The 22,293-nt window shown below is 52.3% G+C and carries 22 protein-coding genes and 1 other annotated feature; of the genes, 11 read left to right on the top strand and 11 right to left on the bottom strand.

What is annotated here, in order from left to right:
* Positions 1 to 80 precede the first annotated feature (80 nt).
* Positions 81 to 1,247: a serine-type D-Ala-D-Ala carboxypeptidase DacD gene (dacD, locus tag URZ40_RS15595; protein ID WP_320720791.1), complete on the bottom strand. Its 1,167-nt coding sequence runs from the start codon at positions 1,245 to 1,247 to the stop codon at positions 81 to 83.
* A 198-nt stretch (positions 1,248 to 1,445) separates the two neighbouring features.
* Between dacD and sbcB the strand changes: the two genes are divergently transcribed.
* The gene (gene sbcB, locus URZ40_RS15590) at positions 1,446 to 2,882 is read left to right on the top strand and encodes an exodeoxyribonuclease I (RefSeq protein ID WP_407065514.1); all 1,437 of its coding nucleotides are present in this window, start codon (positions 1,446 to 1,448) and stop codon (positions 2,880 to 2,882) included.
* A 64-nt stretch (positions 2,883 to 2,946) separates the two neighbouring features.
* Here the strand turns inward: sbcB and plaP are convergent, their stop codons facing one another.
* The 4 genes from plaP to URZ40_RS15570 all read right to left on the bottom strand — a co-directional run bounded on the left by plaP (position 2,947) and on the right by URZ40_RS15570 (position 6,371).
* Positions 2,947 to 4,305, bottom strand: coding sequence for a putrescine/proton symporter PlaP (plaP, locus tag URZ40_RS15585; RefSeq protein WP_008499462.1), 1,359 nt, complete (start codon positions 4,303 to 4,305; stop codon positions 2,947 to 2,949).
* Positions 4,295 to 4,357 carry a membrane protein YoeI gene (gene yoeI / locus URZ40_RS15580; RefSeq protein WP_099458931.1) on the bottom strand — a complete coding sequence of 21 codons (63 nt, stop codon included), beginning with the start codon at positions 4,355 to 4,357 and terminating at the stop codon, positions 4,295 to 4,297. Before yoeI ends, plaP begins: the two co-directional genes overlap by 11 nt.
* Positions 4,358 to 4,576: 219 nt before the next feature.
* Positions 4,577 to 5,506: a LysR substrate-binding domain-containing protein gene (locus tag URZ40_RS15575; RefSeq protein ID WP_163329803.1), complete on the bottom strand. Its 930-nt coding sequence runs from the start codon at positions 5,504 to 5,506 to the stop codon at positions 4,577 to 4,579.
* Between the two features lie 40 nt (positions 5,507 to 5,546).
* Positions 5,547 to 6,371 (bottom strand): SDR family oxidoreductase, encoded by an 825-nt coding sequence (locus URZ40_RS15570; RefSeq protein WP_320720790.1) that lies wholly within the window; start codon positions 6,369 to 6,371, stop codon positions 5,547 to 5,549.
* A 175-nt stretch (positions 6,372 to 6,546) separates the two neighbouring features.
* On the opposite strand from URZ40_RS15570, the gene hisL reads away from it, so the two are divergent.
* The 9 genes from hisL to hisIE all read left to right on the top strand — a co-directional run bounded on the left by hisL (position 6,547) and on the right by hisIE (position 13,763).
* Positions 6,547 to 6,597 carry a his operon leader peptide gene (gene hisL, locus URZ40_RS15565; protein ID WP_001364200.1) on the top strand — a complete coding sequence of 17 codons (51 nt, stop codon included), beginning with the start codon at positions 6,547 to 6,549 and terminating at the stop codon, positions 6,595 to 6,597.
* Positions 6,573 to 6,696: a sequence feature (His leader region), on the top strand. It overlaps the preceding gene by 25 nt.
* Before the next feature lie 45 nt (positions 6,697 to 6,741).
* Positions 6,742 to 7,641 carry an ATP phosphoribosyltransferase gene (gene hisG, locus URZ40_RS15560; protein WP_003859492.1) on the top strand — a complete coding sequence of 300 codons (900 nt, stop codon included), beginning with the start codon at positions 6,742 to 6,744 and terminating at the stop codon, positions 7,639 to 7,641.
* 5 nt (positions 7,642 to 7,646) lie between these two features.
* Positions 7,647 to 8,951 carry a histidinol dehydrogenase gene (gene hisD, locus URZ40_RS15555; RefSeq protein WP_320720789.1) on the top strand — a complete coding sequence of 435 codons (1,305 nt, stop codon included), beginning with the start codon at positions 7,647 to 7,649 and terminating at the stop codon, positions 8,949 to 8,951.
* Entirely contained in the window at positions 8,948 to 10,009 is a 1,062-nt protein-coding gene (gene hisC / locus URZ40_RS15550) for a histidinol-phosphate transaminase (RefSeq protein ID WP_320720788.1), read from the top strand. Before hisD ends, hisC begins: the two co-directional genes overlap by 4 nt.
* Positions 10,006 to 11,073: a bifunctional histidinol-phosphatase/imidazoleglycerol-phosphate dehydratase HisB gene (gene hisB / locus URZ40_RS15545; RefSeq protein ID WP_047647361.1), complete on the top strand. Its 1,068-nt coding sequence runs from the start codon at positions 10,006 to 10,008 to the stop codon at positions 11,071 to 11,073. Before hisC ends, hisB begins: the two co-directional genes overlap by 4 nt.
* Positions 11,073 to 11,663: an imidazole glycerol phosphate synthase subunit HisH gene (gene hisH, locus URZ40_RS15540; protein WP_320720787.1), complete on the top strand. Its 591-nt coding sequence runs from the start codon at positions 11,073 to 11,075 to the stop codon at positions 11,661 to 11,663. Before hisB ends, hisH begins: the two co-directional genes overlap by 1 nt.
* Positions 11,663 to 12,400, top strand: coding sequence for a 1-(5-phosphoribosyl)-5-[(5-phosphoribosylamino)methylideneamino]imidazole-4-carboxamide isomerase (hisA, locus tag URZ40_RS15535; RefSeq protein WP_320720786.1), 738 nt, complete (start codon positions 11,663 to 11,665; stop codon positions 12,398 to 12,400). Before hisH ends, hisA begins: the two co-directional genes overlap by 1 nt.
* Complete coding sequence (gene hisF, locus URZ40_RS15530; protein ID WP_320720785.1) at positions 12,382 to 13,158, top strand: imidazole glycerol phosphate synthase subunit HisF; 777 nt, start codon at positions 12,382 to 12,384, stop codon at positions 13,156 to 13,158. The genes hisA and hisF overlap by 19 nt, the downstream gene beginning before the upstream one ends.
* The gene (gene hisIE / locus URZ40_RS15525) at positions 13,152 to 13,763 is read left to right on the top strand and encodes a bifunctional phosphoribosyl-AMP cyclohydrolase/phosphoribosyl-ATP diphosphatase HisIE (protein ID WP_163329797.1); all 612 of its coding nucleotides are present in this window, start codon (positions 13,152 to 13,154) and stop codon (positions 13,761 to 13,763) included. The genes hisF and hisIE overlap by 7 nt, the downstream gene beginning before the upstream one ends.
* A gap of 44 nt (positions 13,764 to 13,807) precedes the next feature.
* Here hisIE and wzzB read toward each other — a convergent pair whose 3' ends face one another.
* A complete protein-coding gene (gene wzzB, locus URZ40_RS15520; protein WP_316379433.1) occupies positions 13,808 to 14,788 on the bottom strand; it encodes an LPS O-antigen chain length determinant protein WzzB in 981 nt (326 codons plus the stop codon).
* 194 nt (positions 14,789 to 14,982) lie between these two features.
* Between wzzB and URZ40_RS15515 the strand changes: the two genes are divergently transcribed.
* Positions 14,983 to 15,987 carry an NAD-dependent epimerase gene (locus tag URZ40_RS15515; RefSeq protein WP_316379432.1) on the top strand — a complete coding sequence of 335 codons (1,005 nt, stop codon included), beginning with the start codon at positions 14,983 to 14,985 and terminating at the stop codon, positions 15,985 to 15,987.
* Between the two features lie 49 nt (positions 15,988 to 16,036).
* Here the strand turns inward: URZ40_RS15515 and ugd are convergent, their stop codons facing one another.
* The 5 genes from ugd to URZ40_RS15490 all read right to left on the bottom strand — a co-directional run.
* Entirely contained in the window at positions 16,037 to 17,203 is a 1,167-nt protein-coding gene (gene ugd, locus URZ40_RS15510; protein ID WP_063409310.1) for a UDP-glucose 6-dehydrogenase, read from the bottom strand.
* Between the two features lie 226 nt (positions 17,204 to 17,429).
* Positions 17,430 to 18,836 (bottom strand): NADP-dependent phosphogluconate dehydrogenase, encoded by a 1,407-nt coding sequence (gene gndA, locus URZ40_RS15505; RefSeq protein ID WP_320720784.1) that lies wholly within the window; start codon positions 18,834 to 18,836, stop codon positions 17,430 to 17,432.
* A gap of 151 nt (positions 18,837 to 18,987) precedes the next feature.
* Positions 18,988 to 20,418, bottom strand: coding sequence for an undecaprenyl-phosphate galactose phosphotransferase (locus URZ40_RS15500; RefSeq protein WP_320720783.1), 1,431 nt, complete (start codon positions 20,416 to 20,418; stop codon positions 18,988 to 18,990).
* Between the two features lie 86 nt (positions 20,419 to 20,504).
* Positions 20,505 to 21,935 carry a phosphomannomutase gene (locus URZ40_RS15495; protein WP_320720782.1) on the bottom strand — a complete coding sequence of 477 codons (1,431 nt, stop codon included), beginning with the start codon at positions 21,933 to 21,935 and terminating at the stop codon, positions 20,505 to 20,507.
* A 7-nt stretch (positions 21,936 to 21,942) separates the two neighbouring features.
* Positions 21,943 to 22,293 (bottom strand): cupin domain-containing protein (locus URZ40_RS15490; RefSeq protein WP_320720781.1); only part of this gene is annotated, 351 nt, incomplete at its 5' end.

The following is a 22,293-nucleotide window of genomic DNA, read 5'->3' as shown; positions in this document are numbered from 1 at the left end:
GCTGGATTACTATTATCGGCAAACGAGGAGTGTTTATTATGTGAGCAGACTCGCAACCCTGCCAGTCTGCCCATCAGCGGTTAAAGCGTGTGGTGAAGATAATCGCTCAGGCGTGAGAATACGCCTCCCTTATCAACGGCTTCCAGAGTGACCAACGGCCAGTGCGCCACGACCTTGTCGCGATCGTAGAGCTGGATCTCCCCAACCCGCTGATGCGCGGCAATCGGCGCTTCCAGCTCTTTTTTATCCAGAACGTATTTAGCCTTGATGTTCTGCACTTCCGCTTTCGGTAACGCCAGCCAGAAGTCCTGATCCGTCCCCAGATTTATCTGTTCTTTATCGCCGTACCAGATACGCTCTGTCCCCACTTTTTTACCGTTATGCAGGATCTGCACCGTATCGAAGTTCTGCTGTCCCCAGTGCAGAAGCTTACGCGCCTGGTCTTCGCGCCCTTTGGGGCTGTCGGCCCCCATCACCACCGCGATTAAACGACGCTGTCCGTCAACGGCAGACGCAATCAGGTTAAAGCCCGCACCCGAGGTGTGCCCCGTTTTCAGTCCGTCCACGTTCATGGTTTTATCCCACAGCAGGCCGTTACGGTTCTGCTGAGTGATCCCGTTCCAGGTGAGGCTCTTTTCGCTGTACATATGGTAAAAATCAGGCTCACCGTGAATGATAGCCCGGGAGAGCACGGCCAGATCGTAAGCGGAGCTGTGCTGCCCTGGCGCATCCAGCCCGTGGACGGTTTCAAAGTGCGTATCGCGCAGGTTCAACTTCTGCACGTAGTCGTTCATCATCTTCACAAACTGCGGCTGCCCGCCCGCCACGTGGTCGGCCAGCGCCACGCAGGCATCGTTGCCGGAATCGACAATCAGACCGCGGCTTAAGTCACGCACGGAGACGCGATCGCCCTCTTTCAGGAACATCAGCGACGAGCCGTCAAAAACCGGGTTGCCTTTGGCCCACGCGTCACGCCCTACGGTGACAATGTCATCCGGCCTAATACGGTGCCTGTCAATGGCCCGATCGACTACATAGCCCGTCATTAGCTTAGTGAGGCTCGCCGGATTACGTTGTTGATGTTCGTTGCCCGCCGTTAAAATTTGACCAGTCGTGTAGTCCATCAGCACCCAGGATCCCGCCTGAATGGCTGGAGGCTGCGGCGAAAAATCCAGTGGCTCAGCCGCAAAAGCAGATGAGACACTCGAAGCGAGTAAAGAAACAGCAATAAACAGACGGCGTTTCAACGGTATATCCTCAGGTCATTAAAAATCGATGACCTTTTTACGGGAGTTCTGATGTCGTTACCTGGCTTAATTGCAAAAAAATGTGACAGAACGCAGGTTTTCCGCTGAAGTTCCCTCGCAAATTTACGCCATGCCGGCGCTTTTTATTCGGTCTGACCCGCGCGATCGTTTACCATAGTGGCGTCATTTTTTAACAGGATGGTATTACTGGTGTCTGACTCTGCCGCACGCCCGACTTTTTTATTCCACGACTACGAAACCTTTGGCACGCATCCGGCGCTGGACAGACCGGCGCAGTTTGCCGCCATCCGTACCGACGACGAATTCAACATCATTGGCGAGCCCGAGGTCTTTTACTGCAAACCGGCTGATGACTACCTGCCGCAGCCCGGCGCGGTGATGGTCACCGGGATCACACCGCAGGAAGCCCGGGAAAAAGGCGTTAACGAAGCAGAGTTCGCCCGCCGCATCCACGATCTGTTTACCGTTCCCAATACCTGCGTGGTTGGCTACAACAACATCCGTTTTGACGATGAAGTGACGCGCAACATCTTCTATCGAAACTTCTACGATCCGTACGCCTGGAGCTGGCAGAACCGCAATTCACGCTGGGATCTGCTCGACATTATGCGCGCCTGTTATGCCCTGCGTCCTGAAGGCATTAACTGGCCGGAAAATGAGGAAGGGCTGACGAGCTTCCGGCTGGAGCACCTGACGCGCGCCAACGGCATCGAGCACAGTAATGCCCATGATGCGATGGCGGATGTCTATGCCACCATTGCCATGGCGAAGCTGGTGAAAACCGCGCAGCCCCGGCTGTTTGAATATCTGCTGAGCCACCGCGGCAAGCAGAAGCTCATGACCCTTATCGACGTACCGCAGATGAAGCCCCTGGTGCATATCTCCGGCATGTTTGGCGCCTGGCGCGGCAATACCAGCTGGGTTGCCCCGCTGGCCTGGCACCCGGATAACCGAAATGCGGTCATCATGGTGGATTTGGCGGGGGATATTTCGCCGCTGCTGGAGCTTGACAGCGATACCCTGCGCGAACGGCTTTACACCCCGAAAAATGAACTCGGGGACCTGCCTGCGGTGCCGGTCAAACTGGTGCATATCAATAAATGTCCGGTGCTGGCGCAGGCGAATACGCTGCGTCCGGAAGATGCCGACAGGCTGGGCATCAACCGTCAGCACTGTCTGGATAACCTGAAAGTGCTGCGCGATAACCCACAGGTGCGCGAGAAAGTGGTCGCTATTTTTGCCGAGGCGGAGCCGTTCGTGCCGTCCGAAAACGTGGACACCCAGCTCTACAACGGCTTCTTCAGCGATGCCGACCGTGCAGCCATGAATATCGTTCTGCAAACCGAGCCGCGTAACTTACCGGCGCTGGACATCACCTTCGCCGATAAGCGCATCGAAAAGCTGATGTTTAATTACCGGGCGCGCAACTATCCCGGCACGCTGGACGAAGCAGAACAGGCGCGCTGGCTGCAGCATCGTCGTAACGTGTTTACGCCAGAATATCTGCACAGCTACGCGCAGGAGCTGGAGATGCTTTACGGCCAGTACGAAGGGAATACAGAGAAGCAGACGCTGCTGAAAGCGTTGTTCCAGTACGCGCAAGAGATAGTGTGAAATTCAGATATAAAAAAACCGGAGCCTTTGAACTCCGGTTTTTTTTCGCCCGTTGGCGCTGCGCTTACGCGACGTCTTCGTACTGAGGAACCGGGTTACGGAAGCTCTTCGTGACGCAAGCCAGGTAAACCAGACCGATACCAGCCCAAATCAGGCCAAGCACCATTGAACTCTCTTCCAGGTTAACCCACAGCGCGCCCACGGTCAGGGCACCGCACATCGGCAGGAACAGATACTGGAAGTGATCTTTCAGCGTCTTGTTACGCTTTTCACGGATCCAGAACTGAGAGATAACCGACAGGTTAACAAAGGTGAACGCCACCAGCGCACCGAAGTTAATCAGCGCCGTTGCCATCACCAGGTCAAAGTTAATCGCCAGCAGCGCAATAGCACCGACCAGGATGATGTTCATCGCCGGGGTACGCCATGTTGGATGAACATAACCGAAGAAGCTTTTCGGGAATACGCCATCGCGGCCCATTACGTACATCAGACGCGCAACGCCTGCATGCGCGGCCATACCGGACGCCAGTACGGTGATGGTGGAGAAGATCAGCGCGCCGACCTGGAACGCTTTACCCGCCACATACAGCATGATTTCCGGCTGAGATGCATCCGGATCCTTGAAGCGAGAGATATCCGGGAAGTACAGCTGCAGGAAATAGGTCGAGAAAATAAAGATCAGACCGCCAATCAGCGCCGTCAGGAAAATAGCACGCGGAATCACGCGCTCTGCATCTTTGGTTTCTTCAGACAGGTTGCTGATCCCATCAAAACCGGTAAAGGAGAAGCACAGAATGGTTGCCCCGGTAATCATTGGGATCACATGGGCATCACCAGACCAGAACGGCTTGCTGCTCGCCAGTGTGCCCGCGCCTTCGCCATGGAACACGCCGTAAATGACCATGCCAAGAATAACGGCAATCAGGACAACCTGAAGCACGACAATTACGGAGTTAAAGTTGGCAACGGACTTGATGCTGCGCAGGTTAAAGGCAGTCATAAAGGCTACCAGCGCCACGACGAACATCCAGGAGGGAATCGACGGCACCAGCGCTTCAAAATAAATTTTTGCCAGCAGAATGTTGATCATCGGCGCGAACAGATAGTCGAGCAGCGACGACCAGCCCACCATAAAGCCAACCGTCGGGCTGATGGATTTCTGGGCATAGGTGTAGGCGGAACCGGCAGACGGATAGCGACGCACCAGTTTACCGTAGCTTAGCGCGGTGAACAGGATCGCAATCAGCGCGAAGCCGTATGCCGTCGGCACATGACCGTCTGTGAGGCCTGATACGATACCGAATGTATCGAACAGCGTCATCGGTTGCATATAGGCCAGGCCCATCATAACAACCGGAATCAACGTAAGCGTTTTACGTAATTCCACGCGAGAGGTGTTTGGAGTTGCGTTATGCGACATAGTTATTCTCCTTTACGGTGATAACCGCCACGTAAGCGAAAAATTGCCCCATTTCTTTCTTCCTCAGCGACAACAACTGTCGGATTTTAGTAAATATCTATCCGGTACGAAGCCCGGCCTCTTGGTTTTTAGTTTCGTTTCGTACATGCAAAAAAAAATAACCGACGCCTTTTATATCGTCGATTATTCATTTGGTTGCAGCGGCGGCATTTTGCCCCACATCGGATACAAAAGGCAATACTTTGCAACGCACCGGGTATTTTTCTTTTTGCTAACTGGCTGATTTCTCGACGCTACCCTGAGAGTAAACGTCGGCGATAGCACTATTTGCTAAAATTTCGTCCCGCCACCAGGCGCTGGCCAGCCCGGCGGTTTGTTCGTTCCAGCCCACCCATACCGACTCGTTACTGCTTTGAGCAAGTACCTGTTTTTCAACAAGCGCACCGCTGTCAATAAAGCGCTGCGCCAGATAGCGGGGTAAATAGCCACAGCCCAGACCGCTAATTTGCAGTTCCAGCTTGGTTTTAAAGTCAAAAACGGTGATGGCCTCCTGCTCATCCAGCAATTGCGAGGAAACCGCACATTCCGCGCGCGAGCTGTCCCCCACGACAATCGCGCGGTAGCCCTTTATGACGCGACGGTTAAGAGGCTCAGGTTCCTGAGCCAGCGGATGATGGGGCGCCACGGCAAATACCTGCTCCAGCACGCCGAGTCGGGCAAAACCAAATTCGCTCAGCTGAGGAGGCTCATGCAGTGCACCGACAAAAATGTCCGCCCTGCCCTGCGTTAAGGCATCCCAGGAACCGCCCAGCACGCCGTTGATGAAAATCAGCCTGGTGACGCTGTGATGCTGGTAAAACGTTTCAATCAGCGGCGTCAGGAGAGAAAATGGAAAGGTGTCATCCACGCCAATCACCAGCTCGTTCTCCCATCCCTGATGGAGCTTGACGGCCTGCTTTTCCAGCTCGCGAACGGTATGCAGAACGTCACGGCCTTTTTCCAGCAGCATCTGTCCGGTGCGGGTAAAACGGGCGCGGTGCCCGGTGCGATCGAGGATCTGGATATTGAGATCGCTTTCCAGTTTTTGAACGGTGTAGCTCAACGCCGAAGGGGTTTTGTAGAGCTTTGCCGAGGCTGCCGCAAAGCTTCCCTCTTTTTCCAGTGCATCCAGAATAATAAGAACATCCAGCAGCGGTTTCATGCTCGCCCCCTCTGGTGTGCGATTGTCTCCGCTGCGGGACTTATTCCATGGGCATCACCAGCGGATCGGGATACTGATACTCAAACCCCAGCTCATGACAAATGCGATTGCCATCAACAATTTTACCTTTACTGTCATCCTTTGCCTCACCGAAAACCGGCGCCGCCAGGCCCAGCTGACGTGCCATCAGCGGGTAAAACGTCCTGCGCGCCGGATGAGACGGTGCACATATATTATAGATGTGTCCGCCTTTTGGAGCCTGTAAGAGTAGCTCAATCGCGCCAATAACATCCTCCAGATGGACAAGATTCACGCCATGCTGACCGTCGGGCGCCGTCTTTCCGGCGAAGAAGCGTCCCGGATGGCGACCAGGGCCCACCAGCCCCGCCAGACGAACGATATCGACCTGCGTGCCGGGAAGATTATGCAGCCAATCTTCCAGCTCTTTCAGGACCTGACCGCTCGCGGTAACGGGACGGCGCTCGGAACCCTCTTTCACTACGCCCTCAGCATCGCCATAGACCGACGTCGAGCTGGTAAAAATAATGCGCGGAACGTGATGCGCCAGCGCGCTGTCGACAATCTCCTGCATCGCCTGCAGATAAAATGATTCACCCGGGCCACTGCGCCGCGCGGGTAGCGTTATCACCAGCGCATCCACGTTCATCAGCGTGTCCAAATCGTCCGCATCACACACCAGTTCCGGTTCCAGACGCAGTTCAACGCCATCAATACCGCACATTCGCGCCGCTTCGACCCCATCTCGGGTGGTCTTGCTCCCGGTCACCTGCCAGCCTTTCGCGGCTAATGACATCGCCAGCGGCATTCCCAGCCATCCTAAACCGACAATCGCGACCTTTTTCATGCGAATTCTCCTGACTCTCACTCGTCTTTCATAAGGCTACGCCAGCCTGGCAGAACACACAATTCATAGCATCAATATGAAATGAATTAATGATCAAAAAAAGCCCTTGCAATATGTCGTACAACTGGTTTAGGTTAAAAGACATCAAATGAATAAGCATTCATCGAGAATTTATATGACACGCGTTCAATTTAAACACCACCATCATCACCATCATCCTGACTAGTCTTTCAGGCGATGTGTGCTGGAAGACGTTTGGATCTTCCAGTGGTGCATGAACGCATGAAAAAGCCCCCGGAAGATCTTCTTCCGGGGGCTTTTTTTTGGACCGAATTCAGACAGGTTAAAACAGGTTAACGAGGAATAAAGAATGTTAGATAACTCACGCTTACGCATAGCTATTCAAAAATCAGGCCGTTTGAGCGACGACTCACGCGAACTGCTGGCCCGCTGCGGGATTAAAATTAACCTGCACACCCAGCGCCTGATTGCTCTGGCTGAAAACATGCCCATCGACATTCTGCGCGTGCGTGATGACGATATTCCCGGCCTGGTCATGGATGGTGTCGTTGACCTCGGCATCATCGGTGAAAACGTGCTGGAAGAAGAGCTGCTGACCCGCCGCGCGCAGGGCGAAGATCCGCGTTACTTCACCCTGCGTCGTCTGGACTTCGGCGGCTGCCGCCTGTCGCTGGCAACACCGGTTGATGAAGCGTGGGACGGCCCGGCCGCGCTGAACGGCAAACGTATCGCCACCTCCTACCCTCACCTGTTGAAGCGCTATCTCGACCAGAAAGGCGTGCAGTTTAAATCCTGCCTGCTGAACGGCTCCGTTGAAGTGGCACCGCGTGCGGGTCTGGCAGACGCCATCTGTGACCTCGTCTCTACCGGCGCGACGCTGGAAGCGAACGGTTTGCGCGAAGTGGAAGTGATCTACCGCTCTAAAGCGTGCCTGATTCAGCGCGATGGCGAGATGGCCGACGCCAAGCAGCAACTGATCGACAAACTGCTGACCCGCATTCAGGGCGTCATTCAGGCGCGCGAATCGAAATACATCATGATGCACGCCCCAACCGAACGTCTGGAAGAGGTCATCGCTCTGCTGCCTGGCGCTGAGCGCCCAACCATCCTGCCGCTGGCAGGCGATCAGCAGCGCGTGGCGATGCACATGGTGAGCAGCGAAACCCTGTTCTGGGAAACCATGGAAAAACTGAAGGCGCTGGGCGCAAGCTCCATTCTGGTGCTGCCTATTGAGAAGATGATGGAGTAATGGCCATGAGCTTTAACACAATCATCGACTGGAATACCTGTAGCGACGCACAGCGTCGCGAGCTGCTGATGCGCCCGGCGATTTCCGCCTCAGAAAGCATCTCACGCACCGTGGCGGAGATCCTGGATAACGTCAAAGCCCGTGGCGATGACGCGCTGCGTGAATACAGCGCGAAGTTTGATAAGACGGAAGTCGGCACGTTACAGGTTACCGAGCAGGAAATCATTGATGCCACCGATCGTCTGGGTGACGAGATCAAACAGGCGATGGCCGTCGCGGTAAAAAACATTGATACCTTCCACACCGCGCAGAAGCTGCAGACCGTGGATGTCGAAACCCTGCCCGGCGTACGCTGCCAGCAGGTGACGCGCCCGGTTGCATCAGTGGGGCTTTATATCCCCGGCGGTTCAGCGCCGCTGTTCTCGACCGTATTAATGCTCGCCACGCCGGCGCGTATCGCCGGATGCCAGAAAGTGGTGCTTTGCTCACCGCCACCGATTGCCGACGAAATCCTTTATGCGGCGAAGCTGTGCGGGGTGCAGGCGATCTATAAAGTGGGCGGTGCGCAGGCGATTTCTGCCCTGGCATTCGGGACTGAATCCATTCCGAAGGTCGACAAAATCTTTGGCCCTGGCAATGCGTACGTGACCGAAGCCAAGCGCCAGGTCAGCCAGCGTCTGGACGGCGCGGCCATCGATATGCCTGCCGGTCCGTCTGAAGTGCTGGTCATTGCCGACAGCGGCGCAACGCCTGACTTCGTGGCCTCCGACCTGCTTTCACAGGCGGAACACGGCCCGGACTCACAGGTGATCCTGCTGACGCCGGATGCCGATATGGCGAAACGCGTGGGTGAAGCCGTCGAGCGCCAGCTTGCCGACCTGCCCCGCGCCGACACGGCACGCCAGGCGCTCGCGGCCAGCCGCCTGATTGTGGCGCGCGATCTGGCGCAGTGCATTGCCATCTCCAACCAGTACGGCCCGGAGCACCTGATTATTCAGACCCGCAGCGCGCGCGATCTGGTCGACAGCATCACCAGCGCCGGCTCGGTGTTCCTCGGCGACTGGTCACCGGAATCCGCGGGGGATTACGCCTCCGGCACTAACCACGTGCTGCCGACGTACGGCTATACCTCTACCTGCTCCAGCCTTGGCCTGGCGGATTTCCAGAAACGCATGACCGTGCAGGAACTCTCCCGCGAAGGGTTTGCCTCACTGGCCTCCACTATTGAGACCCTGGCCGCCGCCGAGCGACTGACCGCCCACAAAAATGCCGTGACGCTGCGCGTTGCAGCCCTGAAGGAGCAAGCATGAACATTGAAGAGTTAGCCCGCGAAAATGTCCGTCGCCTGACGCCTTACCAGTCTGCGCGTCGTCTGGGCGGAAACGGGGACGTCTGGCTGAACGCCAACGAATTCCCAACTGCGGTGCAGTTTGAGCTGTCGCAGCAAACGCTGAACCGCTATCCGGAGTGTCAGCCGAAGGCGGTTATCGAAAACTACGCGCAGTACGCGGGCGTGAAGCCGGAGCAGGTGCTGGTCAGTCGCGGCGCGGATGAGGGCATTGAGCTGCTGATCCGCGCGTTCTGCGAGCCGGGCAAAGACGCGGTGATGTACTGCCAGCCTACCTACGGCATGTACAGCGTCAGCGCCGAAACCTTCGGCGTGGCGTGCCGCAACGTGCAGGCGCTGGAGAACTGGCAGCTCGATTTGCAGGGCATTGCAGACAATCTCGATGGCGTGAAGGTTGTCTTCGTCTGCAGCCCAAATAACCCAACCGGGCAGATTATCAACCCGCAGGATATTCGCACCCTGCTGGAGATGACGCGCGGTAAAGCCCTGGTGGTCGCGGATGAAGCCTATATTGAGTTCTGTCCGCAGGCAACGCTGGCAGGCTGGCTGAAAGAGTATCCGCACCTGGTTGTGCTGCGCACGCTGTCGAAAGCCTTTGCCCTTGCAGGTCTGCGCTGCGGATTCACGCTGGCGAATAAAGAGGTTATCGACCTGCTGCTGAAAGTGATCGCCCCGTACCCGCTCTCAACGCCGGTTGCCGATATTGCGGCACAGGCGCTGACGCCGCAGGGCATAAATGCAATGCGCGAGCGCGTGGCGCAAATTCTGGCGGAGCGTCAATATCTGGTGACAGCCCTGAAGGATATTCCCTGCGTGGAGCAGGTGTTCGACTCGGAAACCAACTATATCCTGGCGCGCTTCACCGCCTCCAGTGCCGTATTTAAATCTTTGTGGGATCAGGGCATTATCTTACGAGACCAGAATAAACAACCTTCCCTGAGCGGATGCTTGCGCATTACCGTAGGCACCCGCGCAGAGAGCCAGCGCGTGATTGACGCCCTGAAAGCGGAGAAAGTATGACCCAGAAGATCCTTTTCATCGATCGTGACGGCACCCTTATTTCGGAGCCACCAGCCGATTTTCAGGTCGATCGATTCGACAAACTGGCTTTTGAACCGGACGTGATCCCGGTGCTGCTTAAGCTGCAGAAAGCCGGATTTAAGCTGGTGATGATCACCAATCAGGACGGTCTGGGTACTGACAGCTTCCCGCAGGCGGACTTTGACGGCCCGCATAATCTGATGATGCAGGTGCTGACCTCTCAGGGCGTGGTATTTGATGAAGTGCTGATTTGCCCGCACATGCCGGCCGACGAGTGCGACTGCCGTAAGCCAAAGGTGAAGCTGGTAGAGCGTTACCTGGCTGAAGATGCGCTGGATAAAACCAACAGCTATGTCATCGGCGATCGCATCACCGATATCACGCTGGCGGAAAACATGGGCATCGCGGGGCTGCGCTACGACCGCAACAACCTTAACTGGGCGAAAATTGGCGAGCAGCTGACAAAGCGCGACCGCTATTCCCACGTTGAGCGCAACACCAAAGAGACGCAGATTGATGTGAAGGTCTGGCTGGACCGTGAAGGCGGCAGCAAGATCCACACCGGCGTCGGTTTCTTCGACCATATGCTGGATCAGATTGCCACCCACGGCGGCTTCCGCATGGAGATCGCGGTAAAAGGCGACCTTTACATTGACGATCACCACACAGTGGAAGATACCGGCCTGGCGCTGGGTGAAGCCCTGAAGCTGGCGCTCGGCGACAAGCGCGGCATCAACCGTTTCGGCTTCGTCCTGCCGATGGACGAGTGCCTGGCGCGCTGCGCCATGGACATTTCAGGTCGTCCGCACCTGGAATATAAAGCTGATTTCACCTACCAGCGTGTGGGCGATCTCAGCACCGAAATGGTGGAGCACTTCTTCCGTTCATTGTCCTACACCATGGGCCTGACGCTGCATCTGAAGACCAAGGGCAAAAACGATCACCACCGCGTGGAGAGCCTGTTTAAAGCCTTTGGCCGTACGCTGCGCCAGGCGATCCGCGTGGAAGGCGATGCCCTTCCCTCATCAAAAGGAGTGCTGTAATGAACGTGGTGATTCTGGATACCGGATGCGCCAACCTCAACTCCGTAAAATCGGCCATTGCGCGCCACGGCTATGAGCCGGTGGTAAGCCGCGATCCGGACGTTGTCTTGCGCGCCGATAAGTTATTCCTGCCGGGCGTTGGCACCGCGCAGGCCGCGATGGATCAGATTCGCGAACGCGAGCTGGTCGATCTGATCAAAGCCTGTACCCAGCCGGTGCTGGGCATTTGCCTGGGCATGCAGCTCCTGGGCCGTCGCAGCGACGAGAGTAACGGCGTTGACCTGCTGGGCATTATCGACGAAGACGTCCCAAAAATGACCGACCACGGTCTGCCTCTGCCGCATATGGGCTGGAACCGCGTTTACGCCAAAGCGGGCGACCGGTTGTTTCGCGGCATCGAAGACGGCGCGTACTTTTACTTCGTGCACAGCTACGCCATGCCCGTAAACACCAATACCATCGCCCAGTGCAATTATGGCGAGGCGTTTACTGCGGCGGTACAGAAAGACAATTTCTTCGGCGTGCAGTTTCACCCGGAGCGCTCTGGTGCCGCGGGTGCGCAGCTGCTGAAAAACTTCCTGGAGATGTGATGATTATTCCCGCTTTAGATTTAATTGACGGCACGGTTGTCCGTCTCCACCAGGGCGATTACGGCCAGCAGCGAGACTACGGAAACGACCCGCTGCCGCGTCTGCAGGATTATGCCGCTCAGGGGGCCCAGGTGCTGCATCTGGTGGATTTGACGGGCGCGAAAGATCCGGCGAAGCGCCAGATCCCGCTGCTTAAACAGCTTGTTGCTGGTGTTGACGTGCCCGTACAGGTCGGCGGCGGCGTTCGTACGGAAGAGGACGTTGCGGCGCTGCTGGACGCTGGCGTGGCGCGCGTGGTGGTAGGGTCAACTGCCGTGAAAGATCCTGACACGGTGAAAGGCTGGTTCCGCCGCTTTGGCGCCGACGCCCTTGTACTGGCGCTGGACGTGCGCATTGACGAGCAGGGTAAAAAGCAGGTTGCCGTCAGCGGCTGGCAGGAAAACTCCGGCGTGACGCTGGAAGAGCTGGTCGATATCTATCTTCCCGTTGGCCTGAAGCACGTGTTGTGTACCGATATTTCCCGCGACGGAACGCTGGCGGGCTCTAACGTCTCGCTGTATGAAGAGGTCTGCGCGCGTTATCCGCAGGTAGCCTTCCAGTCTTCAGGCGGCATTGGTGATATAGACGACGTTGCCGCGCTGCGCGGTACAGGTGTACAGGGTGTGATTGTGGGCCGGGCCCTGCTGGAAGGTAAATTTACTGTGACGGAGGCGATTCAATGCTGGCAAAACGGATAATCCCTTGCCTGGACGTACGCGACGGTCAGGTCGTGAAAGGCGTGCAGTTCCGCAACCACGAAATCATTGGCGACATCGTTCCGCTGGCAAAACGCTATGCCGATGAAGGCGCAGACGAGCTGGTATTTTACGATATTACCGCTTCCAGCGATGGCCGCGTGGTCGACAAAAGCTGGGTGGCGCGCGTGGCGGAAGTGATCGACATTCCGTTCTGCGTAGCGGGCGGGATTAAGTCCGCTGACGACGCTGCCAAAATTCTCTCTTTTGGTGCCGACAAGATTTCCATCAACTCCCCTGCTCTGGCCGAGCCGGAGTTGATTACACGCCTGGCCGATCGCTTTGGCGTGCAGTGTATTGTGGTTGGAATCGACACCTGGTATGACGCCGCAACGGGCAAGTACCACGTCAACCAGTACACCGGCGATGAAAGTCGTACCCGCGTCACCCAGTGGGAAACGCTCGATTGGGTGCAGGAAGTGCAAAAGCGTGGCGCAGGCGAGATTGTTCTCAATATGATGAACCAGGATGGCGTGCGTAACGGTTATGACCTCGAGCAGCTGAAGAAAGTGCGCGCGGTCTGCCACGTTCCGCTGATTGCCTCCGGCGGCGCAGGCACCAAGGAGCATTTCCTGGAAGCCTTCCGCGATGCGAACGTGGACGGTGCCCTTGCCGCCTCCGTGTTCCACAAACAGATTATCAATATTGGTGAGTTAAAAACGTACCTGGCCGACCAGGGCGTGGAGATCAGGGTATGTTAACAGAGCAACAACAGGCGCAGCTGGACTGGGAAAAAACTGACGGATTACTGCCGGTGGTTGTACAGCATGCCGTCTCGGGCGAAGTGCTGATGCTGGGTTATATGAACCAGGACGCGCTGGCAAAAACGATCGACAGCGGCAAAGTGACGTTTTTCTCGCGTACGAAGCAGCGCCTGTGGACCAAAGGGGAAACCTCGGGGCACTTCCTGAACGTGGTCAGCATGACGCCAGACTGCGATAACGACACCCTGCTGGTGCTGGTAAACCCAATCGGCCCAACCTGCCATAAGGGCACCAGCAGCTGCTTTGGCGAGACGAGTCATCAGTGGCTGTTTCTGTATCAGCTGGAGCAGCTGCTGGCGGAGCGTAAATCGGCGGATCCTGAGAGCTCCTATACCGCGAAGCTGTATGCCAGCGGGACTAAGCGCATTGCGCAGAAGGTGGGAGAAGAAGGCGTTGAGACGGCGCTGGCCGCGACCGTACATGACCGGGAAGAATTGACGAATGAAGCATCGGATTTGATGTATCACCTGCTGGTGCTGCTGCAGGATCAGGAGCTGGATTTGACGGCGGTGATTGAGAATCTTCGCAAACGACACAAATAAAAAAACCGGGGATTAATTATCCCCGGTTTTTTTAAATCTGCAAATCAGGCTTTTGGTTTGTAGTTGCGCAATGCATTACGCCCCAGAACCACACCAGAGCCAATCATACCGCCCAGCAGCACGGCTAGAACAAGAATAACCGCTTTCTTAGGACTATCGCGACGAACGGGCAGATCCGGCTTCATAACGTAACGATAAACGTGGATAGTGTCAGGATTCACGTTCAGGTTCTGGATGTCCAGCAGGTTTCGTTTAGTCTGATAATATGCGGTAGAGAAGATCAGCGGGCGCGACGCTTCATTGTCTATCATCGATTTCAGCCCTTCACTTCCCAGCAGGAACATCGTTTCCTGAGTGACATCCTGGGTTTGCTGAATCTGTGGCGAGGAGATTTTCGCCGCTTCAGCATTCTTCAATGCTTCTGCAATCTGTTTAATACGCAGATCTTTCTGCTCCTGAGCGACCTTCTCCTGGCTAACCAGAGAATCGTTCAGCGTTTTAATCTGCTCCTTGATATTGTCCTTGAGGTCAAGGGCAAGTTCTTTTGCCGTCTGTTCATCAATCTGCTGGATGTACTGCGCCAGCTGCTTTTGCGCCGCTTCAGCTGATGTACTGGCATAGGAGACGCTTAACGGCAGCGGCTGCCCTTTAACAGCAGGCTCAATAGTCAGTTTTTCAGGCACATCCTGGTTGTCCAGCGCCTGGGATAACGCAGAGAAAGAGGCGTTAAAACGGTCAATCGCGCGCGTTTGAATGTCCAGCATTGAAGGAGCTGCGCTGCCGTAGAGGATGTTCAATGCGTTTGAGTAGGTCGCTATCTGCGCTGCATCAGGTTGGGCAATGATCGCGCTTGAGGTCCACTTTTCCTTAGCAATTGAAAGATATCCCACGGCCAGGGCAATAAAAACAACAACAAACGTTGCTATCATCCACTTTCCACGCCACAGCTGTAACACTAAATCAAGTAAATCAATTTGCTCAGGGTCGTTGCTTCGGCTGACCTGGCTATTGTTGTTTTGCGTCATACAATCCCTAACTGATGAAAAAGGGGAAACATAATTATGTTTGCATAGTTTATCTATTACTGCGGATTTTTCTATAAGAATCCGATGAGTTATATCGGAAAGATGCGTTATGTAACTCGCTCCCCTTCGCGCTATCATAGACACCATGTGATGCGTTATCGCATCTGTAAGAATAAGGGTTTAAGAGGGAAAATATGAAATTTCTGGTCACCGGTGCAGCAGGTTTTATCGGTTCGAATGTCAGTAAACGCCTCATTGAGGCCGGACATCAGGTTGTCGGTATTGATAACCTGAATGACTACTACGATGTCAACCTGAAACTGGCGCGTCTGGAACGGATACAATCAGAGCGTTTCACCTTTCACAAGCTTGAGTTAGCAGACCGTGAAGGCATGGCTGCGCTTTTCGCCAGTGAAAAGTTTGATCGCGTCATTCATCTGGCTGCACAGGCAGGCGTTCGTTACTCCCTGGAAAACCCGCACGCCTATGCGGATGCCAATCTTATTGGCCATCTCAACGTGCTGGAAGGGTGTCGCCATAACCACGTTCAGCATCTGCTTTATGCCTCGTCCAGCTCCGTATATGGCCTCAACCGTAAAATGCCGTTCTCTACTGATGATTCCGTGGATCACCCCGTTTCACTCTATGCTGCGACCAAAAAAGCCAATGAACTGATGTCGCACACCTATTCGCACCTGTACAACTTGCCGACCACCGGACTGCGCTTCTTTACCGTATACGGTCCGTGGGGACGCCCGGATATGGCGCTGTTTAAATTTACTAAGGCAATGATTGAAGGCAAAAGCATCGATGTCTATAACTACGGGAAGATGAAGCGCGACTTTACCTACATCGATGATATTGCTGAAGCGATTATTCGTCTGCAGGATGTTATTCCCCATCCTGACGCAAACTGGACCGTTGAGACCGGCTCACCGGCAACCAGTTCAGCACCTTACCGCGTTTACAACATCGGTAACAGCTCCCCAGTAGAGCTGATGGACTACATCACAGCACTGGAAGACGCGCTGGGTAAAAAAGCCGAGAAAAATATGTTGCCGCTCCAGCCGGGCGACGTACTGGAAACCAGTGCCGACACGAAAGCGCTGTATGACGTGATCGGTTTCAAACCACAAACCTCGGTTAAAGACGGAGTGAAGAACTTCGTTGAATGGTACCGCGAGTTTTACAAGGTCTGAAAATAAAAAACCCGGCAAATCAGCCGGGTTTTTTCATCATGAAAGAGATTTAGTCGCTACCGAAGAGATCGCGGGTATAGACTTTGTCAGCGACGTCAGCCAGCTCTTCCGCCATGCGGTTCGAGATAATGACATCCGCTTCTTTTTTGAAGGCATCCAGATCGCGGATCACACGGGAATTGAAGAACTGATCTTCCTGCATGGCAGGCTCATAGATAATGACCTCCACGCCTTTCGCCTTGATGCGCTTCATAATCCCCTGAATGGAAGAGGCGCGGAAATTATCGGAACCGCTCTTCATGATCAGACGGTACACTCCCACCACTTTCGGCTGGCGCGCAAGAATGGAATCGGAGATGAAATCTTTACGCGTACGGTTAGCGTCAACAATCGCCGATATCAGGTTATTCGGCACGGCCTGGTAGTTCGCCAGCAGCTGCTTGGTATCTTTTGGCAGGCAATAGCCACCGTAGCCAAATGACGGGTTGTTATAGTGGTTGCCAATACGCGGGTCGAGGCAAACCCCTTCAATAATTTGGCGGGTGTTCAGCCCAAGACTTTCTGCATAGCTGTCGAGCTCATTGAAGTACGCAACTCGCATTGCCAGATAGGTGTTTGCGAAAAGCTTAATCGCCTCCGCTTCGGTGGAGTCCGTGAACAGCACCGGAATATCTTTCTTCACTGCGCCTTCCTGCAGCAGTGCGGCAAAGCGTTCAGCACGCTCAGAGCGTTCGCCAATAACGATACGCGAAGGATGCAGGTTATCGTAAAGCGCTCTCCCCTCACGCAGGAACTCTGGCGAGAAGAAGATATTATCAATACCAAACTTTTCTTTGATGGATTTGGTAAAGCCGACAGGAATGGTCGATTTAATAACCATCACCGCATCAGGATTAATCGCAATAACATCTTTGATAACCGCTTCTACGGTTGAGGTGTTGAAATAGTTGGTTTTTGGATCGTAGTCAGTAGGCGTCGCAATGATGACGTAATCCGCATCGCGGTATGCATCTTCTTTATCTGTCGTGGCGCGGAAATTCAGCGGTTTATTGCTGAGATAGTCCTGGATTTCTTTGTCGACAATCGGCGATTTCTTCTGATTGAGCATATCCACTTTGGCCTGCACGATATCCAGCGCAACCACTTCATGGTTCTGAGCAATCAGAATGCCGTTAGAAAGACCGACATACCCTGTTCCGGAAATTGTTATTTTCATTCGCTAATGACTTCTTTTAGTTAACTGTATTGATGGCCGGCAGACCATCGCGATAAACATAACTGTTGGGCTTTGTACCTCCTGACAAACAGAACTGTCAAGGCAAACCAGGAGTAATCACAACGAGCGGGATGAGATTCAGACTACTTCGAATAATGGCCGGCATTTTTTGCATAAAAAAACCCGGAGACAAGCTCCGGGTTGGTATTATTGCGAAGGTTTTAACTCACTCCATCCATTCGGTATGGAACACACCTTCTTTATCCGTGCGCTTGTAAGTATGCGCACCAAAATAGTCACGCTGTGCCTGGATCAGGTTGGCAGGCAGAACAGCAGCACGATAGCTGTCATAATAAGCTACTGCCGCAGAGAAGGTTGGAACCGGGATTCCGTTCTGTACGGCGTAGGCAACCACTTCACGCAATGCCTGCTGGTATTCATCCGCAATCTTTTTGAAGTACGGGGCCAGCAGAAGGTTGGCGATACCCGCGTTTTCAGCATAGGCATCGGTGATTTTCTGCAGGAACTGCGCACGAATGATGCAACCCGCGCGGAAGATCTTCGCAATCTCACCGTAGTTCAGATCCCAGTTGTTCTCGTCTGACGCCGCACGCAGCTGAGAGAAGCCCTGCGCGTAAGAGACGATTTTACCCAGGTACAGGGCGCGACGAACTTTCTCGACGAACTCAGCTTTGTCACCGGCTGGTTTAGCCTGAGGGCCAGACAGCACTTTAGAAGCCGCAACGCGCTGCTCTTTCAGAGAAGAGATATAACGCGCAAAGACGGATTCGGTGATCAGAGACAGCGGCTCGCCCAGATCCAGAGAGCTCTGGCTGGTCCATTTACCGGTACCTTTGTTCGCTGCTTCATCCAGAATCACATCAACCAGGTATTTACCCTCTTCATCTTTCTTCGTGAAGATATCTTTGGTGATGTCGATCAGATAGCTGTTCAGCTCGCCTTTATTCCACTCGGTAAAGGTTTCAGCCAGCTCTTCGTTAGAGAGATTCAGGCCGCCTTTCAGCAGGGAGTATGCTTCTGCGATCAGCTGCATATCGCCGTATTCGATGCCGTTGTGCACCATTTTGACATAGTGACCAGCACCGTCCGGACCGATATAAGTCACACACGGCTCACCATCTTCCGCAACAGCAGCGATTTTAGTCAGGATTGGCGCAACCAGTTCGTACGCTTCTTTCTGGCCACCAGGCATGATTGATGGACCTTTCAGCGCGCCCTCTTCACCACCGGAAACACCGGTACCGATGAAGTTGAAGCCTTCAGCGGACAACTCACGGTTACGACGAATGGTGTCCTGGAAGAAGGTGTTACCGCCATCAATGATGATGTCACCTTTTTCAAGGTAAGGCTTCAGGGAGTCGATAGCAGCATCGGTACCCGCGCCCGCTTTCACCATTAACAGGATACGACGAGGCGTTTCCAGGGACTCAACGAACTCTTTCACCGTATAGAAAGGAACCAGTTTCTTGCCTGGATTCTCGGCAATCACTTCTTCGGTCTTATCACGGGAGCGGTTGAAAACGGAGACGGTATAACCACGGCTTTCGATGTTGAGCGCCAGGTTGCGCCCCATCACTGCCATACCGACAACGCCGATCTGTTGCTTGGACATTACATACTCCTGTCAGGTGTGGATACCCCGCCGGAATGCGAACGACGGGTAAAGTAAAAAACATGTTAACTCAAGGGTGAGGTAAGAGGGTAGCAAATGATGCACTGATCACATAACTGCATATTTTCTAGTGAATTATCGGCTGAGAATCTCAGTATGCACCATCACGATGTAACACAACCTTCACCGTCTTAAACAAAATGGCAATATCATTCCAAAGAGTCCAGTTTTTGACGTACCATGCATCAAAATAGACGCGTGTATCGTAATCAACGTCGTTACGACCACTCACTTGCCATAATCCTGTCATACCCGGCTTCGCCATCAGATAATAATCAACATCATCACAGTAACGCTCCAGTTCGTCAGAAATGATAGGTCGCGGACCAACCAGGCTCATTTCACCTTTAAGCACGTTGAATAATTGCGGTAATTCATCAAGGCTGGTTTTACGAATAAAACGCCCCACAGCGGTAATACGTGGATCATTCTTTAATTTAAAATCTTTTTCCCACTCAGCCCGCGCCTCCGGATCGCTATCCAGAAGCTCTTTTAACACTTCCTGAGAATTCATCACCATTGAGCGGAATTTGTAGCACGGGAATAACTTACCGTTTCGCCCTACACGCTGATGACCATAAATGGCTGGCCCACCATCACGTGTCACTTTGTACCACAGGTAAACCATGAGCGGTGATGCGACTAACAATATTAATGAAGAGCAAACAATATCGAAAGTACGCTTAAGAAAACGAGAGGTCCTTTTGGCAAGATTGTTTTGTATCCTCAATAACATCACTTCATGGCTAAAAATGAAGGACATATCGGTATTATATAAGGGCAATCCGCGGAAAGAAGGCACAACTGTAACTGAACGACAATGGTGTTTAGATAACTCACGAAGCCATAATTGTGTTTTATCAAGCTCGGTATATTCATAGGCAAGTATATAATGAATATCTCCGGTACGATTTAAACTCCAAATTTTTTCTACATCTTGTATTACAGGTAGTGAACAAATCTCAGATGATGCAGCATCAGTATCAAAGAAAGCCACAACATTAAAACCCATCATCTCTTCGCTCTGCAGAGCATTGTATGCACCGATTGCATTTTCACCACACCCAAGAATGACGGTTGTTTTTTTCCAGATCCCTAATTTATTTAGCAAGTGCTTTGTTAGTACACGGAACAAGGGCACCAAAATCAGCGCAAACGACCAGCAAAACACCCAAACATAACGAGAAAATTGCCATTTTGTAAACGCAATCAGCGCCAAATCAAACACGGCAAAAATCACAATTGTCCGAATAATTTCTTTTAATTCATACCAAAATGGTTTGCGATAAGTGTAATGACGCAAACGTATCCAAAACCATCCTACACAGACGATTGAAAGTATGAAATGCGAAATGAAGCGCAAGTCTAATTGTTCTTGCGGAATAAAACGCTGAACCTCATTAAAAATTAAATATACGCACCCTAAAGATAGCCACAACGCTACATTGAAAAAAAATAAATCCGAAATAGCCAATAATATCTTAAATAACTGTGGATTATACTTGTTATCAATACTATCCATTAAACTCACGCCCTCTAAATGGGTACCAAATAGCCAAGTTAAGCGTTCCCGAGATAAACGCTTAAGGTCTACTATATTTAAAGATTTTACCCAACCTGCATTTCGATATTAGCAAGGACAGTTTCAACAAGTTTGTATGCTGCGTCTTGAGAGTCAGCCTCTGCATAACAACGTAACTCAGGAGCATTGCCTGAAGGGCGCAAATGTACAATACTATTATTGTCCAATGTAATTCGCAACCCATCAGTAATATCCGAGTTCAATATCTGACAATCATTTAATCCGATATACTCCATAAACTTAACGTGGTCTGATAGTCCTAAATTAATTAATGACACGCTTGTTAGAGAATCTACATTTTGTAATCTATTGGAATGGGTATAACGTGCTGGCAGTTGTGAAACAAGTTCACCAATACCATTATCTTTTGCTCTATAAAGTAGCATAATAGCAGGGAGGACTGCATCACGAGTTGGTAACGCTCTAAGCAAATGCTGGTTAATAAAGACATCACTGCCCAATAAAAAACCACCATTAGCTTCAAAACCTACAACACAATTATAATTTGCAGCTAGCTCCGCAAATGCAGCAATAACATAAGGAGAACCAATTTTGGTTCGCATCACATGCTTAAAGTAATTATGTGAAGAAATGATACTATTACAACTTACAGGAACCGCTACAGCATCCGCGGTTAATTCCAGTGAACATAATAAGCCTAAAACATCACCTCGCAACCAATTTCCATTTTCATCTGCGATAAGAGGTCTGTCACCATCTCCATCAGTAGAAAATATTGCATCTAGCTGTAATTCCTTTGCCCATTTTATTGCCTTACGACTATCATCTTCACTTACTGCTTCAGTATCAATAGGGACAAATTCATCACTTCTGGCTAAACTGATAACAGTAGCACCTAAAGCATTAAACAAAGGCTTATAAAGATCCCGGCCTGCACTTGAATGCTCATAAATGCCAATACGTTTATTTTTCAGAAATGGTGTTGAAAATAACGAGGTATATCGTGCAATATAATTTTCAGCGGCAAGCGAGGAAGTCAACAACTCTTCTGTCTTAATGTATCCGAATGAAGCTTCAGCTTGAACAATAGCATTTTCATCCTCTTTAGTAATTTCACCGTCAGGTCTATAAAACTTTAGGCCATTGCGATCAAACGGGATATGACTACCCGTGATCATGATCGCAGGCACATAATCTGACATAGATTGATAAGCCAAGGCTGGAGTAGGTACAACCCCATAGAATACAGTATCAATTCCTTTGTCCTTTAGCGCCGCGGCACAAGCCTGAGCCATTTGGTAGCTGCTTGGTCTATTATCAATTGCAAGTGCTATTGTATCGAACGAAAATTGTTGCTGCATTACGGTCAGGAATGAAACAGTAAAAGCAGCACAAACTTCAGGTGTAAAATCGCTAACAAGACCACGGGCACCGCTAGTTCCAAAAGCAATGCCTGAATTTTTGATAATATCTCGACTATTATAAACCAGGTTCATTTATCTCTCACTCTGAATATCCAAAACGCGTTTCCATGCGAATAATATCATCCTCGCCAAGGTAATTTCCTGACTGGATTTCGATAAGCTCTAACGGGATTACGCCAGCGTTTTCAAGTGCATGGACAGTATTAACGGGTATAAATGTTGATTCATTTTCTGAAACTAAAAAAGTCTTTTCGTCTTTTGTAACACGAGCGGTACCCGACACGACTATCCAGTGTTCTGCTCTATGCTTATGCAGTTGTGCGACAAATTTTTCACCCGGTTTAACATTTATACGTCTGACCAGGTAATTAACACCATTGTCAATTACAGTATATTTCCCCCACGGGCGAAACACTTCTAAATGATGTAC

This window comes from Enterobacter sp. 296B2, from assembly GCF_034106185.1.
In the GTDB taxonomy this organism is placed as follows: Bacteria; Pseudomonadota; Gammaproteobacteria; order Enterobacterales; family Enterobacteriaceae; genus Enterobacter; species Enterobacter cloacae_N.
Note: the sequence above shows the minus strand (reverse complement) of the source record. Positions and strands in the feature narration are given on the sequence as shown.